General features: G+C 60.9%; 17 protein-coding genes and 1 pseudogene. 11 read left to right on the forward strand and 7 right to left on the reverse strand.

The genetic code is table 11. The annotated features are described in order from the left end of the window. Nucleotides 1-98: 98 nt before the first annotated feature. The 3 genes and pseudogenes from FJ960_RS29770 to FJ960_RS29410 form a co-directional block, all read left to right on the forward strand. Nucleotides 99-749 (forward strand): annotated as a pseudogene (locus FJ960_RS29770) (methyltransferase domain-containing protein); the annotation flags it as partial. A 222-nt stretch (nucleotides 750-971) separates the two neighbouring features. Next, nucleotides 972-1190 (forward strand): hypothetical protein, encoded by a 219-nt coding sequence (locus FJ960_RS29405; protein WP_181165832.1) that lies wholly within the window; start codon nucleotides 972-974, stop codon nucleotides 1188-1190. A gap of 186 nt (nucleotides 1191-1376) precedes the next feature. After that, nucleotides 1377-1529: a hypothetical protein gene (locus FJ960_RS29410; RefSeq protein ID WP_181165834.1), complete on the forward strand. Its 153-nt coding sequence runs from the start codon at nucleotides 1377-1379 to the stop codon at nucleotides 1527-1529. On the opposite strand, the gene FJ960_RS06540 is transcribed toward FJ960_RS29410, so the two are convergent. The 3 genes from FJ960_RS06540 to FJ960_RS06550 all read right to left on the reverse strand — a co-directional run bounded on the left by FJ960_RS06540 (nucleotide 1530) and on the right by FJ960_RS06550 (nucleotide 4333). Continuing rightward, entirely contained in the window at nucleotides 1530-2114 is a 585-nt protein-coding gene (locus tag FJ960_RS06540) for a sigma-70 family RNA polymerase sigma factor (protein ID WP_181165831.1), read from the reverse strand. A gap of 237 nt (nucleotides 2115-2351) precedes the next feature. Next, nucleotides 2352-2846 carry a hypothetical protein gene (locus tag FJ960_RS06545; protein ID WP_140712624.1) on the reverse strand — a complete coding sequence of 165 codons (495 nt, stop codon included), beginning with the start codon at nucleotides 2844-2846 and terminating at the stop codon, nucleotides 2352-2354. An 86-nt stretch (nucleotides 2847-2932) separates the two neighbouring features. Continuing rightward, nucleotides 2933-4333 carry an Nramp family divalent metal transporter gene (locus FJ960_RS06550; RefSeq protein WP_348640739.1) on the reverse strand — a complete coding sequence of 467 codons (1401 nt, stop codon included), beginning with the start codon at nucleotides 4331-4333 and terminating at the stop codon, nucleotides 2933-2935. A gap of 141 nt (nucleotides 4334-4474) precedes the next feature. Between FJ960_RS06550 and FJ960_RS06555 the strand changes: the two genes are divergently transcribed. The 7 genes from FJ960_RS06555 (at nucleotide 4475) to FJ960_RS06585 (ending at nucleotide 12833) form a co-directional block, all read left to right on the forward strand. Continuing rightward, nucleotides 4475-6229 (forward strand): thiamine pyrophosphate-dependent enzyme, encoded by a 1755-nt coding sequence (locus FJ960_RS06555; protein WP_140712625.1) that lies wholly within the window; start codon nucleotides 4475-4477, stop codon nucleotides 6227-6229. Between the two features lie 144 nt (nucleotides 6230-6373). Further along, a complete protein-coding gene (locus tag FJ960_RS06560; RefSeq protein ID WP_140712627.1) occupies nucleotides 6374-7249 on the forward strand; it encodes a cytochrome c oxidase assembly protein in 876 nt (291 codons plus the stop codon). 210 nt (nucleotides 7250-7459) lie between these two features. Beyond that, complete coding sequence (coxB, locus tag FJ960_RS06565) at nucleotides 7460-8488, forward strand: cytochrome c oxidase subunit II (RefSeq protein ID WP_140712629.1); 1029 nt, start codon at nucleotides 7460-7462, stop codon at nucleotides 8486-8488. Continuing rightward, entirely contained in the window at nucleotides 8485-10425 is a 1941-nt protein-coding gene (gene ctaD, locus FJ960_RS06570) for a cytochrome c oxidase subunit I (protein WP_140712631.1), read from the forward strand. The genes coxB and ctaD overlap by 4 nt, the downstream gene beginning before the upstream one ends. Continuing rightward, nucleotides 10422-11024, forward strand: coding sequence for a cytochrome c oxidase subunit 3 (locus tag FJ960_RS06575; protein WP_140504051.1), 603 nt, complete (start codon nucleotides 10422-10424; stop codon nucleotides 11022-11024). The genes ctaD and FJ960_RS06575 overlap by 4 nt, the downstream gene beginning before the upstream one ends. A 1-nt stretch (nucleotide 11025) precedes the next feature. Next, nucleotides 11026-11367, forward strand: a complete 342-nt coding sequence (locus tag FJ960_RS06580; protein ID WP_027144317.1) for a hypothetical protein — start codon at nucleotides 11026-11028, stop codon at nucleotides 11365-11367. 26 nt (nucleotides 11368-11393) lie between these two features. Beyond that, nucleotides 11394-12833 carry a cytochrome c gene (locus tag FJ960_RS06585; RefSeq protein WP_246672649.1) on the forward strand — a complete coding sequence of 480 codons (1440 nt, stop codon included), beginning with the start codon at nucleotides 11394-11396 and terminating at the stop codon, nucleotides 12831-12833. Here the strand turns inward: FJ960_RS06585 and FJ960_RS06590 are convergent. Together FJ960_RS06590 and FJ960_RS06595 are read right to left on the reverse strand one after the other, a co-directional pair. Continuing rightward, nucleotides 12805-13230, reverse strand: coding sequence for a c-type cytochrome (locus tag FJ960_RS06590; RefSeq protein ID WP_140712633.1), 426 nt, complete (start codon nucleotides 13228-13230; stop codon nucleotides 12805-12807). The two genes, FJ960_RS06585 and FJ960_RS06590, sit on opposite strands and share 29 nt — an antisense overlap. An 88-nt stretch (nucleotides 13231-13318) precedes the next feature. Further along, a complete protein-coding gene (locus FJ960_RS06595) occupies nucleotides 13319-13621 on the reverse strand; it encodes a hypothetical protein (protein ID WP_140712635.1) in 303 nt (100 codons plus the stop codon). A gap of 278 nt (nucleotides 13622-13899) precedes the next feature. On the opposite strand from FJ960_RS06595, the gene FJ960_RS06600 reads away from it, so the two are divergent. Then, nucleotides 13900-15210, forward strand: coding sequence for a divalent metal cation transporter (locus tag FJ960_RS06600; protein WP_140712636.1), 1311 nt, complete (start codon nucleotides 13900-13902; stop codon nucleotides 15208-15210). A gap of 20 nt (nucleotides 15211-15230) precedes the next feature. On the opposite strand, the gene FJ960_RS06605 is transcribed toward FJ960_RS06600, so the two are convergent. Together FJ960_RS06605 and FJ960_RS06610 are read right to left on the reverse strand one after the other, a co-directional pair. Continuing rightward, nucleotides 15231-15779 carry an invasion associated locus B family protein gene (locus FJ960_RS06605; protein ID WP_140712638.1) on the reverse strand — a complete coding sequence of 183 codons (549 nt, stop codon included), beginning with the start codon at nucleotides 15777-15779 and terminating at the stop codon, nucleotides 15231-15233. Between the two features lie 66 nt (nucleotides 15780-15845). Next, a complete protein-coding gene (locus FJ960_RS06610; RefSeq protein WP_027144313.1) occupies nucleotides 15846-16307 on the reverse strand; it encodes a DUF4189 domain-containing protein in 462 nt (153 codons plus the stop codon). Between the last annotated feature and the right edge of the window lie 43 nt (nucleotides 16308-16350).

The following is a 16350-nucleotide window of genomic DNA, read 5'->3' on the forward strand; positions in this document are numbered from 1 at the left end:
CCCAGCGCCGGATGACGATTAGATCGGTCATAGAAGGCTGCATGGCCGATGGTGTTTGCGCCGAAGCCGTCGTCGCCAGGCTGGCGCTTCACCTGGGGATGGAGATCAGGGTGGCGGAATTGGCGGAGATCGTGCTGGAGGTCGTTCCCTCGAATTCGCAAGAAACGGAACGGCTGCAAGAGGTAGCCGGGCTGCTTCGCCGCAAACCCGGCGCCTTTGCCACCTTGCGAGCGACGGGAGCGGCCGTTCGGCACGCACGCGACGACGACGAGACCGATGCCGCTGTCGTCAGGCGGCTGGCGTTGAGCTTCGATGCGGCGGCAGCGATTTCGCAAACAGCGAGTGTCCAGCTCGCATCGCTCGGTGATGAGGAAAGGCTGTCGGCCACGACCGAGGAAGTCGCTGCATGGCTCAAGGAGCAGGACTTCACCGGAACCGGCCGGGACATTCTGGACATTGGTTGCGGCATCGGCCGTTTCGAGCGTGCGCTTGCCAAATCATTCAACCGGATGGTCGGCATCGATATATCCTCGCGGATGATCTCCGTTGCCTCCGACCGATGCGCCGCGTTGGGCAATGTCGAGTTGCGGCAAACCTGCGGTCTTGATCTGACCGAATTCGACGACAGCAGTTTCGATTGCGTGCTGGCGGTCGACAGCTTTCCTTATCTGGTTCTGGCCGGCATGGCCGAGCGGCATTTCGATGAGATCGCACGCATTCTGAAACGGCCGGGCTGGCTGGCCCTGCTGAACTATTCCTATCGCGGATCGCTTTTTTTGGACCGCGCCGATATCAGCCGTCTGGCGGAAGCTCACCAATTGCGGGTCGTCATCAATGGCGAGAAGCCGTTTCGGTCATGGGATGGCGACGCCTTCCTGCTTGCTCGTGACGGCGGAACATTACCGCGCGCCGCCAGTTCGGACGTCGAACAAGAGGCGCTGAAGAGCGTCACCGATCCGAAGGAGGAAATCATGGCATCCGGCGACAAAAAACATTTCGGCCGCGGCACCCAGGGCAAGGGTACCGGCGCCGGCGCGATGACCGACCTGCCCAAGGACAAGGTCGGAGGAAACGCAGTTCTGTCCAATCGCGACAAGAAACAGCACAGCGAGGAGCGCGGACTGGATGGCAATCGCATCAAGTCCGATCAATATCAGGACCATGCAGCGAACCAGTTGCCGAAGGATTGAACGGCGTCACACCGCATTCTTGGCCCGCGGCGATGTAAGATTAAGGAAATAAACCTGTGCAAGGGCCGCCGGTAATCATGCCGGCGGTGGACATCGCCTTGTAATCTCGAGCATTTGTCACCACACTAAGGTCAAGGGACTGCTATTATCAAGAGAATTTGGATGTCTCGTTCGAGGGATGATACGGTGGACCCACAATTCGGTCTGGCTATGGACCAGGAGATCACTTCTCTCCTCGACGCCATAGAGCAGGAAAAAATTCCAGACCGGCTGACCAGGCTGGCGATGGAGTTGCAAAACGCGCTGATCGAGAAGCGTCGACGTGACGTGAAGAACTGACTATCTGCGGCTGTCACCCTCGATACCGAGTTGACCATCCGATAGATGATTTCGTCTCTCCATCAATGTCTGCAGTGAACTCTCCCCAAGCAACTCGAGAATATTGGCGCGGGCACGATTCAGCCGACTTTTGACCGTCCCTACCGCGCAGCCGCATATCTCGGCCGTTTCCTCATAGCTCACTCCCAGAACGCCGATCAGCATCAGAACCTCGCGTTGGTGTTCGGGTAGCCTTTGAATGGCGCCGTGAACTTCCTTGCTCTGAACGCTCCATTCCTGGGTCGCTTCCGAAATCGGCCTTGAAGATGCACAGTCGAGCAGGCCTGGCGCTTCCCGGGCAGCAATCTTGATCCGGGTATAGTAAGTGTTGCGCATGATGGTGAAGAGCCACGATTTCATGCGTGTGCCGGGTTCGAACTTGTCGATGTTGGCGAGCCCCTTGGTCAGCGTCTCCTGCACCAGATCGTCGGCATCGTCGGGGACGCGACAGAAGGTGCGCGCGAAAGCCCGGAGGGCGGGTATGAGGTCAACGATGGAAACTTCATTGGTTTCCTGATCGGCCGAAATGTAGCCTCCGGATGACAATGGTCCAGCTCCCAGAAGAAAGAGTGTACGAATGCAGCCCCTGCTAAATGCATGGAAGTTTGGTTCGTTCCTCGCGCCGAGGACAACTCTTCAGAAATTCGACAGGCCGCAACGATGACGCCTGCTTCAGTGATGGATCGGCGGCGCACCCGTTCTTTTGGGAACAAAGCCGCACACCGGCAGTTAAAAGCCCTGCGGGCCTGGTTTGCAGCCACGCCTTTGGCTCACATTGCGGCCTTATGATTGGCCGGTCTCTTTGGCCGCCTCTTCTCGCTGCTTTTTCAGCACCTCGTCGGTCCCGACCAGCTTCTTTGCTCCGCCTGGAATGGCTGTGGACACGACCGCTGGCGGGTCGCTCGCGGGAAAAGAATCCTCCAACCCGGCCTGCAGTTGATCCTCGAGCGTCTGCGGTTCTTCGGAGCGGCCGGGCGTCCTGCGGGTTTCTGTCTTTTCCAGCGACTGTTTCTTCTTTGGCGAATCGTTCGCTTCCCGGATCACGGCATAAAGCTGCTCGATCGCGAATTCCTTGATCGTTTCGAAATCGGCCCGGTCGTCCTTCGTCGCTTCGATCTGGGCGACCATGGTCTTCTCGAACCGCTCAAGGCTTTCACCTCCACAGGCGTGGGAAAGCCGCAGCAATGCTTCGTGCAGCATCATCGGAGTGAAATGAGCTGAAGCCTCAAGCCTGAGTTGCCGCAGACGATCCGGAGTGGCGGCCTGAAAGTTTGACATGGCGGTGTCCTCTCTCTCACAAGCGTGTCAACGACAATTGATCGCCGATGTTCCGCCACGCCTGAAGATACTTCACGTCCCGCGAATCACAGGAACCAGCTTGCCGCCAGACCCGCCGACGCCGAAAAAATCGCCAGGGTCGTCGCGCCACCCAGGATGTTCGTGCTTTTGCTGTTGACCTTGTCACCCATGATCTTGCGATTGTTCGTCATGATGAGAATGAGAAGCAGGAGCGGAGGCGTGGAAAACCCTTGCACGATGCCCGACCAGACCATGGCTTTCATCGGATTGAAGCCGAGGAAATTGAGACCCACCGCCACCAATGTGATTGTCCCGATCGCCATGTAGAATTTAGGGGCCTGCCGGGGTTTGGCATTCAACCCATTCTTCCATCCCATCGCTTGGGCGAAATCGAAGGCAGCGCCAGCCGTCATGACCGGCACAGCCAGAAAGCCGACGCCAATTACGCCTGCGGCAAAAAGAATTCCCGCCGCATCGCCGGCAAGCGGCCGCAGCGCTTCGGCGGCCTGCGCCGCGGTGTCGATCTGAGTCTGGCCGGCCTTGTAGAGCGTCGACCCTGTCGAAAGAATGATGAAATACATGATCAGATTGGAGAACGTCATGCCGATCAGGATATCGCGGCGGGATCGGCGGAGCTCGCCCTCGGTGGCGCCCTTGCGCTCTTCAAGGGTCGTTCTGCCCTTGGCAATCTCCTCCTCCACCTCCTGGTTCGACTGCCATGTGTAAAGGTATGCGGAGAGGGTCGTTCCGACGATGGCGACCAGGATGGACAGGTATTCGCGGCTGAACTCGATCCTTGGCAGCAGCGTGCCGCGCAGGACCGAAGCTGCATCCGGTTTGGCAAGCAGGGCGGAGACCACATAGGCAAGCAGCGCCAGCGCCAGCCATCGGAACACATTGCGGATCAAGGTGTAGGATCCAAATACCTGCAGGGCAAAAATGACGATCGCGACGACAATGACGATCAGTGGACCAGACATCGGAACGAACAACATAACGGCCGCCGACATGGCGCCAAGGTCGGCGGCTGCCTCGATCGTATTGCCAATCAGCACGCCCGTCAGAACAGACCATAGCAGCCAACGCGGATAGAAATCGGATATGACCTTGAATAGCCCACGACCCGAAACCTGACCAAGTTTGGATGAAAGATAGACGACGAGATACATCATCGGCAGAGTAACCGGTGCCGTCCACAGCAGGTCGGGCCCAAATCGGGCTCCGGCACTGGCGTAGGTACCGATCGCCGAACAATCGTCGTCAGCCGCGCCGGTAATCAGTCCAAGCCCGAGGGCCCGGACAACGCCGCCTTCCTTTCGCTCGCTTTTCCTCTGGCCGGCACTATCCAGTGGCTCGCTCATTGGAAGCGCATCTTTACCGAGGGCATGCAAAACGTCATGACAAACATTCCAACCAGGTGCCGACAAAGCGGGATTGAAGCTGCGCCAAGACGCGGCTCGAACCACTGGTAAGGCTTTTTGTTCCTGGAGAGCGTCGGGGTCCCGACAGCCGCCCCGGCCGCCGCTTCCGACATGTCACGATTTCTTGTGATGAAGGAACCAACCTGTGCTTCACCGGTTCGGCCCTATCACCGGAGCGATCCTGACATGGCAAATGCAGCAGAAATTCTCGTCGACACACTCATCGCCTGGGACGTGGACGTGGTGTTCGGCTTGCCGGGAGACGGCATAAACGGCGTCATGGAGGCGCTGCGCACCCGGCGGGACAAGATAGCCTTCGTGCAGGTCCGGCACGAAGAGTCGGCTGCCTTCATAGCGTGCGCCTACGCCAAATGGACAGGAAAGCTAGGCGTCTGCCTGGCAACGTCCGGTCCCGGCGGAACGCATCTTCTGACCGGCCTTTATGACGCCAAGCTCGACCAGGCTCCGGTGCTTGCGATCACGGGCATGCAGTTCCACGATCTGATCGAGACGTTCACGCAGCAGGATGTCGATCTGACGCGCGTGTTCAACGATGTCTCCGTATACAACGCCCATGTCTCCGATGCCGCGCATATGGAAAATGTTGCCAGCCTCGCCTGCCGAACCGCGCTGGCGCGTAAGGGCGTCGCCCATCTTTCGATTGCCAGTGACGTGCAGGAGCAAGAGGGCAATCCCTCAAAGCGCAGCAAACGCAACCGCCCGGCGCACACGCCGCAGCAAATGTTCGCCGGCCACACCATGCCGCCGGACGCCGAGCTTGACGAAGCAGCCGCCATTCTGAACCGCGCCTCGCGAGTGACGATCCTGGCCGGACGCGGCGCCATCGGCGCGGCCGCGGAACTCGAACATGCCGCGCATCTGCTGCAGGCACCTGTCGCGAAGGCCTTGCTGGGCAAGGCGGTGCTGCCGGACGACCATCCTCACACGACCGGCGGGATAGGCATCCTCGGAACCCTGGCTTCACAAGAAGCGATGGAGACCTGCGACGCGGTGCTGATCGTCGGTTCCACTTTCCCCTACATCGAATACTACCCCAAGCCCGGGCAGGCCCGTGGCGTCCAGATCGACTGCGATCCGCAGCGCATTGGCCTGCGCTTTCCGGTCGAGGCCGGCCTTGTCGGAGACGCCGCCGAGACATTGCGCGCGCTCAATCAACGTCTGACCCAAAAGCCTTCCGGTGAATTCCTGCAACACTCCCAGGAAACCATGACGAGATGGCGCCAGATGATGAGGCAATCCGAAGACGCGCGGACGCATCCGCTGAAGCCGCAAACGATTGCCCGGGCGTTCGGCCAAAGACTGGCCGACGACACGGTGCTGGCCACCGACTCCGGTCAGAACACGGAGCTTGCCGCCCGCCATGTCGATCTTCGAGGCGGTCAGGCGTTTGGCGTATCCGGATCGCTGGCGTCCATGGCTTGCGGCCTTACCTATGCCATCGCCGCCGGCATTGCATTTCCCGGTCGACCGGTCGCCGCTATCGTGGGAGACGGAGGTTTTGCCATGCAGCTGGGCGAATTCTCGACGGCGGTGCGCTACAAGATTCCGCTGAAGATTCTGGTCATCAAGAACAACATGCTCAATCAGATCGCCTGGGAGCAGATGATGTTTCTGGGTAATCCGCAATTCGGTTGCGAACTGCAGCCGATCGATTTTGCCAAGGCGGCGGAAGCGATGGGCGCAAGCGGTTTTCGCATCGAGCGGGCCGATCAGATCGAGACTATTCTCGATGAGGCCTTCGCAACCGAAGGTCCGGTTGTGATCGAAGCGCTGGTCGATGCCTATGAGCCGTTGATGCCGCCCAGGATGCCGCCCGACTATGCCAAGAATTTCCGCCAGGCCTTGCCGCAGACGCCGGGGCACGAGCGCATCGAGGAAAATATCGCCCGGGAGCCGGCGAAGTCGATGATGGATGCCTAGAGCAATTCCCGCGAAAATGCGAAGCGGTTTTGCGTTCGGAATTGCGTAACAAACATATAGAGCATTGGAGGCGAACCTGTTTTCGCCGGAAATACTCTGGAGCCGCGAAATGCAGCCAGGAGAGCAATGCCCCAGAGGCGTGCCATGAGCTTCGACGCACTCTTCTCGACTTCTATCTGCTATGGCAGCGGCGCCCCGCAAGCCGGTTGGACGCTGGCGCTTCCGATTACATTTCCGCTCGCGGCGGCTGTGTCGCTGTACATTGCTGGCGCCAGCCGGCTCTGGCGTCGGAGCGCACACGGACGTCCTTTGCGGTCGCGGCAGGCCTTGCTGTTTTTCGCCGGCTGGGCCGCACTGGCGGTCGCGCTTGTAAGCCCGATCCACGCATTGGGCGAACATGTGTTTGCCGCTCACATGGTCGAGCACGAACTGCTGATGGCCATCGCGGCACCGCTGCTGGTCGCTTCCCGACCGATGGCGGCAATGATGTGGGCGCTGCCCGCGCGGCTGCGCCAGACGCTCGGCGCGGCTGGGCACACAAACATATTTCAGGTGATCTGGGCTGTCATGAGCCGCCCTGTGGTCGCGACTTTCCTGCACGGAATCGCGATATGGACATGGCATGTTCCAGCGCTGTTTGAGGCTGCGCTCCAGCAGGGCTTTCTGCACTATGCCCAGCATGCGAGTTTTCTCGGCACCGGGCTTCTGTTCTGGTGGGTGCTGCTGCCCCGCCCTGGCCGCGAACAAGACTGTGGCGGTGCGGTCATGCATCTTTTCTTCACCTCGCTGCACACCGGCTTGCTCGGGGCATTGTTTGTCGTTTCGCGCAGGCTGTGGTACCCGGAAAATGCCATCGGCTCGAAACTGTGGGGCCTCAGCCCACTCGAGGATCAGCAATTGGCGGGCCTGTTGATGTGGATTCCGGCCGGCCTGATCTATGGCGGAGCCGCACTGCTCCTGGCCGCTTTCTGGATTGGAACAAGCGGGCGGCGCCACGCTTCCCACCTGCCCATCATCTAGAGCCGCGCTTCCGCCGCATGCTGAAGAACGGCCGCCCCTCGCCTTGGTTCGACAAAGTATTCCCTGAGTTCGCGCTCTTTCCAGGGACGGTAGCGTTGCCAAGCATCCTTTTGCAACCAACCGCGTTATGGCCTTGACAACGATGGTGGATCCTTCATGGCAAGGTGCGTGAGTCCGGCGGCCCGCCCTCGTACGCGGAAACGACCGCTGATGCCGCTCACCTGCACATGGCCAAAACAGTGGGCCAGCACAGCGCCAATGCTGGTCCTGGCTGGATGCAGCGACTGGCAGTCCGCGCTTCATCCACACGGTGCGAATGCCCGAAGGATCCTTGACCTGATCTGGTCCTTCAGCGCGGTTGCGACGGGCACATGGCTGCTTGTCATGCTGGTCTTGGCGGCAGCGCTTCTGCGTCGCCCTCCGACCGAGACAACGCATTTGCCACTTGAGATCGATCTCCGGCAGGAACGTCGGTTTACGCGCCTTGTCGCAAGCGCCATCGCTTTGACCGTTCTCGTGCTCGTCATACTGACGACGATGAGCTTTTTCGCGGGCAAATCCATTGCTTCGCTGAGCGGAACGGAAACGCTCACCGTCCGGGTCACCGGGCATCAATGGTGGTGGGAGGTCCGTTACTTCGGGAATGAACCGTCGCAAGCGATCGTCACGGCAAACGAGATCCATATTCCCGTTGGCGACCCGGTCAAGGTCGAGCTCGATTCGCTCGATGTCATTCATAGCTTCTGGGTGCCAAGCCTCGCCGGCAAAAGGGATCTCATCCCGGGCCGGCCAAGCGAGCTCACGCTTATTGCGGACAAACCCGGAACCTATCGCGGCCAATGCGCGGAGTTCTGCGGCTATCAGCACGCCCATATGGCCATCACCGTCGTTGCGGAAAGCCGCGAAGCTTTCGATGCGTGGCGATCCAGGCAGGACGCCGCGGCGCCCGCGCCCGCCGGCGAAGAAGAACGCCGCGGCCAGCGGGCTTTTCTTTCTACCGGCTGTGCACTCTGCCACACGATAAGAGGCACACCGGCCAGCGGAACGCTTGGACCTGATCTTACCCATCTCGCAGGCCGCCGCGCACTGGCTGCGGATACGTTGGCCATCACCCCAGGGGCGCTTGCTGCCTGGATAGCCGATCCGCAGTCCATGAAGCCCGGCGCCAAGATGCCGCGCATTGCCCTCAGCGCCGACGATCTCAATGCCGTCGTCACCTATCTTGGAAGCCTTGAATGAGCGGCGTTGCGGGAACGTCAGCCGAGCATGAACAGGAGGTGCTGAAAGGCGTGCGGGACACCGGCCTCGATGAGGCGAGGCTGCGCGCCTTTCTGGCGCATGCCTGGCGAACGCCGAAAGGCCTCTATGGCTGGCTGGTCACTGTCGATCACAAGCTGATCGGCCGGCGCTATATCGTGACGGCTTTCCTGTTCCTCATCCTTGCAGGTCTGTCCGCGCTGGCGATGCGGTTCCAGCTTGCCCGGCCCGAAGCCGGCTACATCGGTCCCGATCTCTACAACCAGCTGTTCACCATGCATGGCACGACGATGATGTTTCTGTTCGCCGTACCGGTGATGGAGGCGTTCGCCATCTACCTGGTGCCGCTGATGATCGGGACCCGCAATGTCGCCTTCCCGCGCCTCAATGCCTTCAGCTACTGGGTCTATCTTTTTGGCGGGCTGATGATCTGGATCGCCTTTGCCTTCGAAACCGGCGCCGACGCCGGCTGGTTCTCCTATGTTCCGCTCGCCGGACCTGAATACGGCATCGGTAAGCGCCCCGATTTCTGGGCGCAGATGGTGACTTATACGGAAGTGTCCGCACTCGCGGTCGCTGTCGAGATCATTGCGACAGTGTTCAAACAACGCGCGCCGGGCATGTCGCTCGACCGCATCCCGCTCTATGTCTGGTCGGTCCTCGTCACCGCTTTCGTCATACTGTTCGCCATGCCCGCGGTGATGGTATCGAGCACGATGCTGATCCTCGACCGGTTGGTCGGCACGAAATTTTTCGATCCTGCCGCGGGGGGAGATGCACTGCTGTGGCAGCATCTGTTCTGGTTCTTCGGTCATCCCGAGGTCTACATTATCTTCATTCCGGCGACCGGCTTTGTCTCCGCGATCCTGCCGACCTTCGCCCGGCGCCCGGTCTTCGGCTATCTCGGGATCGTGCTGTCGCTGGTCGCGATCGGCTTCCTCTCCTTTGGCCTGTGGGTGCACCACATGTTCGCCACCGGTCTGCCCCAGCTCGGCGAGAGCTTCTTCACCGCTTCCTCGATGATGATCGCCATTCCGAGCGGCATTCAGATCTTCTGCTGGATCGCGACGATCTGGGACGGCCGGCCGAGCTTCGGCACGCCCATGCTTTTCGTGCTCGGCTTCATCTTCACCTTCGTGATCGGCGGACTGACCGGGGTCATGGTCGCCTCGGTACCGCTCGACCTGCAGGTGCACGACACCTATTTCGTGGTTGCCCATTTCCATTACGTGCTGGTCGGCGGCGCCGTCTTTCCCCTGCTCGGCGCCGTCTATTACTGGTTCCCCAAGATCACCGGCCGCATGCTGTCTGAAAGGCTTGGCCGCTGGAACTTCTGGCTGGTCTTTCTCGGGTTCAATCTCACCTTCTTCCCCATGCACATTCTGGGTCTGCAAGGCATGCCGCGCCGTGTTTACACCTATCCGCCGGCGAGCGGCTGGGGCGAGATGAACCTCTTCATCAGCCTCTCGTCGCTGGTGGTGTTCGCCGGTTTTGCGCTTTTCTTCCTGAACATCCTGCTCAGCCTTCGCAACGGCCGCATTGCCGGAGATAATCCCTGGCAGGCGAGCACGCTCGAATGGGCGACGACTTCGCCGCCGCCCTCCTACGATTTTTCGCGGCTGCCGGTGGTAAACCACCGCGAACCGCTCTGGGCCGAACCCGACATGCTCCTCGTCGTCGAAGGCCTGCGCGTCGATGCCCGCGAGGTGCTCGCCGGCACGGTCGCCGACGCGGTGCCGCAACTGAGGGTGCCATCGGCCGACAATTCGATTTGGCCGCTGCTCTCGGCCATCGCGGTTGGCGGCGCATTTCTCGGCTCGATATTCACGCCATGGGCGGTGGTCTGGGGCGCTATACCGGTCTCGATTGGCTTCATCTGTTGGTTCTGGCCGAAAGGCGAACCGGAGGACGAGGAATGAGGCAGCGCCCTGTCGCCGATGTCAGCCACCTGCCCACATATGATTTCGGGGCGGCGAGCCCGATGTGGTGGGGAACCCTTGCCTTCATCGCCCTTGAGGCGACGGGGTTCGCCTTGGCGATCGGCACCTATTTCTATCTGGCTGTGCTGGCCCCGCATTGGCCGATCGGGGCGCCGGCACCAGATCTGCTGCCAGGCACGACAGTATTGGTTATTCTGCTGGCGAGCATCGTGCCCAACCATCTGCTCGAACTTTGGGCGCGCCGTCAGGACCTCGCGAAAGTTCGCCTTGGCATGATCATCATGTCGATCGCCGGAATTCTTCCGCTGATCGTTCGTGTCTGGGAATTTCCGGCGCTGCGGATTTCCTGGGATCAGAACGCCTACGGCTCGATCGTCTGGTTCCTGCTCGGGCTGCACACAACGCATCTCCTTACCGATGTCGGGGACACGATCGTCCTTGCGGCTCTCATGTTCACGCAAAAAGGCAAGGCCGGCCGACGCTTCAGCGACGTCTCGGACAACGCCTTCTATTGGGACTTCGTGGTCGTCTCATGGGTCGTGCTCTATCTTATCATCTACTGGGCCCCGAGGATGTGAGATGCAGGCGATCCGCACCGGCGTTTCCTGGGCAGGCCTGGTCAGTGGACCAGCCGCGTGGGCCATAACGCTGCAGCTCGATTATTCAACCGCGTTCTGGCAATGCCACGCCAGCTTTTGGCCCACTGCCTTGTTCTCGTTGATAGGTGCCGCCGCCGCCACGGCAGGCGCGCTGCTGTCGTGGCGCGCGATTCATGACCGAGGCCATGGCACGAGCCCGCCCCTTAAAGCGCGCACTCGCATGTTTCTGGCCAGGACTTCGGTCGGCATTGGAGCGCTGTTCACGCTCGTGATGCTGACACAAATGTTGGCAGGGCTGACCTTCAGCGGGTGCGAACTGTGATGGCGCCACGAAGCGGGCTATTGGCCGTGCACCGCCGTGCGCTTCGGCATGCGGTGAGCGCTCCAGTCCCGGCCGCCATCTCTTATGCGATCGCGTCCGTTTTGGCATCGTTGGCGTTTTGCACGCACCTGCAGGCGAGCGAAATCCAGAAGGGTGAATATCTTACCCGGGCGGCCGACTGCATCGGCTGCCACACATCCAATCCCAGCCGCCCATTCGCCGGAGGCTATCGCGTCCCTACGCCGTTTGGCGACGTCTTTTCCACCAACATCACACCGGACCTCGATACGGGCATCGGGCGCTATTCCGCGGACGAGTTCATACGAGCCGTCCAGCAAGGCGTCAGGCGTGACGGGGCCGACCTTTATCCCGCCATGCCCTATGACAGCTTCGCAGCGATGAACCGCGAGGACGTGCTCGCGATCCGGTCGTATCTGCTGGCGCAGCCGCCGATCTCCCAGCCGCGCCCAGCAAACATCCTGCCTTTTCCGTTCAACCAGCGATGGACTCTGGCGCTGTGGAAGCTCGCGAACTTGCATAGCGGCGGTTTCATGCCGGATCGGAGCCGAACCGCCGCATGGAACAGAGGGGCCTATCTTGTCGAAGTGCTCGGTCACTGCGGTGCCTGTCACACGCCAAGAAATACGACGTTCGGCATGGATGACAATCGCAAGCTTGCCGGCGGCAGCGCCGGCATCTGGCAAGCCTTCAACATCACCAGTGACAAGATCGCAGGCGTCGGTGGCTGGAGCGATGAAGAGCTGTTTCGGTTTCTCAAGACCGGCGCCGTGCCCGGAAAGGCATATGCAAGCGGCCCGATGGCGGAAACGGTCATGAACAGCCTGCAACATCTGTCGGACGACGACATCCGTGCCATGGTCGCCTATCTCAGGGATGTGCCCGCACAACCCGGGGACGAAAGGCAGCCGCGTTTTTCATGGGGCAATGTGCCCACGATCGCGGACAATGCTGGAAGCAAGGCGCAAGGTAGCGGAACCTCGGCCGGCGGCGATCTCTATCGATCGCTCTGTTCGGGGTGTCATGGAGCAAATGGAGGCGGATCAGCGGACGGCTCCGCCCCATCACTGATCCACAACACCTCCCCCGGCGCGGCCGTGCCTGACAATGTCGTCATGACGATCCTCGAAGGCGTCAAGGCTGGTGACGTCGCGGAACGCAAATCAATGGCGGCCTTCGCCGGCTGGTTGGACGACGCCCAGGTGGCGATACTTGCAAATTATGTGACCGCGCAATTCGGAAATCCGGAAGCGCGCGTTACGGCGGCCGACGTGCGTCAGATGCGGGCCGGCACGTCAACGGCGCAGACAGTCCTGGTTCTGGCGGGACAGGCGCTGGCGGTTGGAGGCGCCGGATTGCTCCTTGGTCTACTGTTTCTGCTGGCAAAACGACTGCGCCCAGCACTGCCCTCAGCGCGTCTCATGTTCGTGCATAAAGATAGGCGGTGATGTCGCGCGCCTCCTGGGGCGACAGATTTGTGTTGGGCATGGCCGTCTTGGGATCGACGTCGCGCGCCCTGCTAATCCAACGCATCATCGCGTCTGGGGACGTTCGCGACGCCCCGACATATTCTCTCTCGGCGACGCCTCGCAGGGAAGGACCGACGGTGCCACGGGCACCAGGGACTCCCGGAATTTCGTGGCATCCGCCACAGCCATTGCGGATCATTGCCGGGACGGCGCGGTCAGGATCTCCCCCAACCGCCTGCAGGATGGTGGTTTCTCGCAGATTGCTGCTGCGCATCAAGCCGATCGCGCAGATCGACAACGCAATAAGGGTAGCCGCCGAAGCGCCTGCCGCCCACGGCAGGGCCGATGGCGCCTGCTTGACGGCCTGTCGGCTCATCTGCGCCTGCGGCGTTGCAACGAGAACGCCGCCCGCCTGGTCGCCCCGGAGAGAAGAGCGACTTCGGGCGGTGCTCCTAGCCACCGGCTCATTTGTTGCAGTTCTGCATGTTCGACGTTGTCGCGCCGGAGGCGGTGTTGTTGTCGATGTCGTTGCCCGCGGCGTCCTTGCAGCGGTCGGTCATGCCGCTCGACGATTTTGTCGAATTAGTAGCGTTCGGATCGGTGGGCGTTACCCCTGCACCAGAGCCGGTGCCGGTCCCATTTGCGCCATTGGTCATGCCGGATGTCGAGCCTGAACCGCTGTTGGTTCCGGTGCCGTTCGACTGTGCCATGGCCGATGTGGCCAGAGCGACCGCAAGCACGGTGGCGGAGAGAAGTTTGGTAATCATGGAGGATCTCCCTTGGTTGTGTGTGCTGCCTCCACCAAACCAGTCGCTCGCTTATATGTTCCGAGTGAAACGATCTTCAGCGAAATTCTTATGGGTTCTTTGCGATCGATTTGATGATGGCCCTCACATGTCGCGGAAACCGACCCGCGCGAGAAATATCATGTCTCCGGCAAAGCAAGCACCAATGATGTTTCAGCGATAGCTAAAGGAACCGAACGGCGAGCGCTGAATTTTGCTTCAAGCGGATATCGAAGGGACCGCGTTTTTGGAGCACCTCCATGAGGGACATAAGCGCCGAAGTCTCTGAAAAACAGAGCAATATTCGGGCAAAAGGGCCCTTTCAGCGATTCCTGCGCACAATCGGACCTGGTTTCATCACAGGCGCTTCGGACGATGACCCTTCGGGCATCGGCACGTACAGCCAAGCGGGCGCTCAGCTGGGCTTCGATGTCGGTTGGACCATGGTGTTCACTCTTCCGCTCATGGTCGCGATCCAGGAGATAGCAGCGCGGATAGGCCGCACGACGGGTCGAGGTATTTCCGGCAATCTGGCCCGACACTACCCGTCTCCCCTAATATATTTTGTAGCCTTGCTTTTGTTCGCCGCCAACGTGATCAACATCGGGGCGGACCTGAGCGCGATGGCTGATGCATTGCGATTGCTGGTGGGCGGCCCAAGCTCGCTTTACGTCGTTGCGTTCGGCCTGGCTTGCGTTTTGGCGATCGTCTTTCTCGACTACCGCCGGTACGTCACGGTCCTGAAATGGACAACGCTGAGCCTTTTTGCCTACGTGGTGGCTGCGTTTCTGGCTGATATCCCATGGGGCGAGGCCCTCAAGGGGGTCGTTCTTCCGCATATGGAATGGAGCCGGGCCTTTTTCACGACATTTCTGGCCATACTCGGCACCACGATTTCTCCCTACCTGTTCTTCTGGCAAGCGTCGCAAGAGGTCGAAGAGGAGACGATCGACCCCAAGGCCAAGCCGCTGAGGCGGGCACCGTGGCAAGCGCCGGGTGCCTTCCAGCGCATTCGCGCCGACACCCTGGTGGGCATGGCTTTTTCGAACCTGATAGCCATCGCAATCATCGTTACAACGGCTGCCACCCTGCACAAGGCCGGAGTGACCGACATCAATTCTTCCTCTGATGCGGCCAAGGCCCTGGAGCCGGTCGCGGGCAAATTCGCATTTGAGATCTTTGCAATGGGGATTATCGGCACCGGCCTTCTCGCGGTGCCGGTTCTCGCGGGCTCGGCCGCATTCGCCGTGGGCGAGGCGTGCCGCTGGCCAGTGGGACTGGAGCGCAAGCCGAAGGCAGCGATGGCATTTTATGCGACCCTGGCCGCCGCCGTGGCGCTGGGAATGGGGATCATGCTCACGCCGATCGATCCCATCAAGGCGCTTTACTGGAGCGCCGTCATCAACGGCATATGCGCGGTCCCCGTAATGGTCGTCATGATGCTGATGACCGGGCGCTCCGACATCATGGGCGAATTCCCCGTTGGGGGTTGGCTGCGCTTTCTCGGATGGCTCGCGACAATCACAATGGGACTGTCCGTGGTCGGCCTCGCGCTGCAATGGGCCTTTTGAGGGCCCCATCGCCTTGCACCTCAACGTGCGCTGAGCGCGACCATACGATCGAGGGCGGCGCCAAGGCCTTTCAGCGACACCGGGAAACTCAGCGGGGTTTCGGCCGCCGTGGTGACGTTGAGCTTGAGCTCGGTGCCTGCCTTGAGCCTCTGCGTCAGCGCCCGGTCGATCGGAAACAGCGCCACGCAGCCATTCGGCAGGCAGGTCCTGAACTTCAACGGTCCGACGGGCTGCTGGTCGTCGATCTGCGCCGCCACACCGGGCTCGAACAGGATGCCGAAGGGCAGCAGCAAGGTTCCGGTCAATCCGCCCTTCCGCCCCACGCGCAGTTCCACGGCCAGAAGCCTTTGGCCGTTTTTCTGCGTCTGGTCCTGCGTGACCGTGCAGACCCGGGCATTGTCCTGCATGCCGCAGGCCAGCTGCCAGTCCTGATAGATTTCCTGGAGCGACGATGCGCCGTTCGGCAGCGACGCCGCCTGCTGCTGTTGGGCGAAAGCAGCAGGCAGCGAAGCGGAGAAGGCAGCCGCGCAGATGGCGGCTGCCTTCAGCGAAAAATGTCTATGAACCAATGAATGCGGCCTTCTCTTTTGTGCCGGGCAAATGCCCAAAGTGTCGGCTTCGAGACGCCGTTATTCTCACGTACAGACCCATTCGCGGATCTTGCACTGGATCCCCCCCGCCTCGCAGGCCTGGAGCGCGAGGTCCTCCGCCTCCCGGCGGGTCTCGGCCGAGTTCACGCCCCAGGGGGTGAACCGGTGCTCCACCTTGTCGGCCACGGCGAGCGCGCCGCAATGCTTGTAGGGAAATCCTGTCTCGTCGTCGTCCGTCCAATGGCGGTGATTGCGGAACACGGCAACGACATTGCAGGCCTTTCCACCGGCATTCTCGCAATATTTCTGCGCTATGTCCTTGGCTTCCTGCCGCTTGTCGGCGCCCCAGAAGAAGCCGTACTTGGTATCGGTCTGGGAGTAGGCGATTGCCGCCCAGATGCCTTTCTCCTCCTGTGGCGGTTCGGACGGCTCCACAAGATCGGCCGAGACCACCTGCCCGCTCCACAGCAAGGCCATGCACAAGACTGTCAAACGTCGCGATTTCATGGTCCGCAATCCTTTCCAGGGCGCCTCGCCCATTCGCCTGACA

The sequence above is a fragment of the Mesorhizobium sp. B2-3-11 genome (genome assembly GCF_006442215.1).
Taxonomy (GTDB): Bacteria; Pseudomonadota; Alphaproteobacteria; order Rhizobiales; family Rhizobiaceae; genus Mesorhizobium; species Mesorhizobium salmacidum.

Bases quoted from the DNA above. Each gene is read 5' to 3' on its own strand.
- coxB (WP_140712629.1), top strand. From the start codon at position 7,460: ATGCCGCTCACCTGCACATGGCCAAAACAGTGGGCCAGCACAGCGCCA.
- FJ960_RS06560 (WP_140712627.1), top strand. From the start codon at position 6,374: ATGAGCTTCGACGCACTCTTCTCGACTTCTATCTGCTATGGCAGCGGC.
- FJ960_RS29405 (WP_181165832.1), top strand. From the start codon at position 972: ATGGCATCCGGCGACAAAAAACATTTCGGCCGCGGCACCCAGGGCAAG.
- FJ960_RS06555 (WP_140712625.1), top strand. From the start codon at position 4,475: ATGGCAAATGCAGCAGAAATTCTCGTCGACACACTCATCGCCTGGGAC.
- ctaD (WP_140712631.1), top strand. From the start codon at position 8,485: ATGAGCGGCGTTGCGGGAACGTCAGCCGAGCATGAACAGGAGGTGCTG.
- FJ960_RS06590 (WP_140712633.1), bottom strand. From the start codon at position 13,230: ATGAGCCGACAGGCCGTCAAGCAGGCGCCATCGGCCCTGCCGTGGGCG.
- FJ960_RS06545 (WP_140712624.1), bottom strand. From the start codon at position 2,846: ATGTCAAACTTTCAGGCCGCCACTCCGGATCGTCTGCGGCAACTCAGG.
- FJ960_RS06595 (WP_140712635.1), bottom strand. From the start codon at position 13,621: ATGATTACCAAACTTCTCTCCGCCACCGTGCTTGCGGTCGCTCTGGCC.
- FJ960_RS06575 (WP_140504051.1), top strand. From the start codon at position 10,422: ATGAGGCAGCGCCCTGTCGCCGATGTCAGCCACCTGCCCACATATGAT.
- FJ960_RS06580 (WP_027144317.1), top strand. From the start codon at position 11,026: ATGCAGGCGATCCGCACCGGCGTTTCCTGGGCAGGCCTGGTCAGTGGA.
- FJ960_RS06610 (WP_027144313.1), bottom strand. From the start codon at position 16,307: ATGAAATCGCGACGTTTGACAGTCTTGTGCATGGCCTTGCTGTGGAGC.
- FJ960_RS06600 (WP_140712636.1), top strand. From the start codon at position 13,900: ATGAGGGACATAAGCGCCGAAGTCTCTGAAAAACAGAGCAATATTCGG.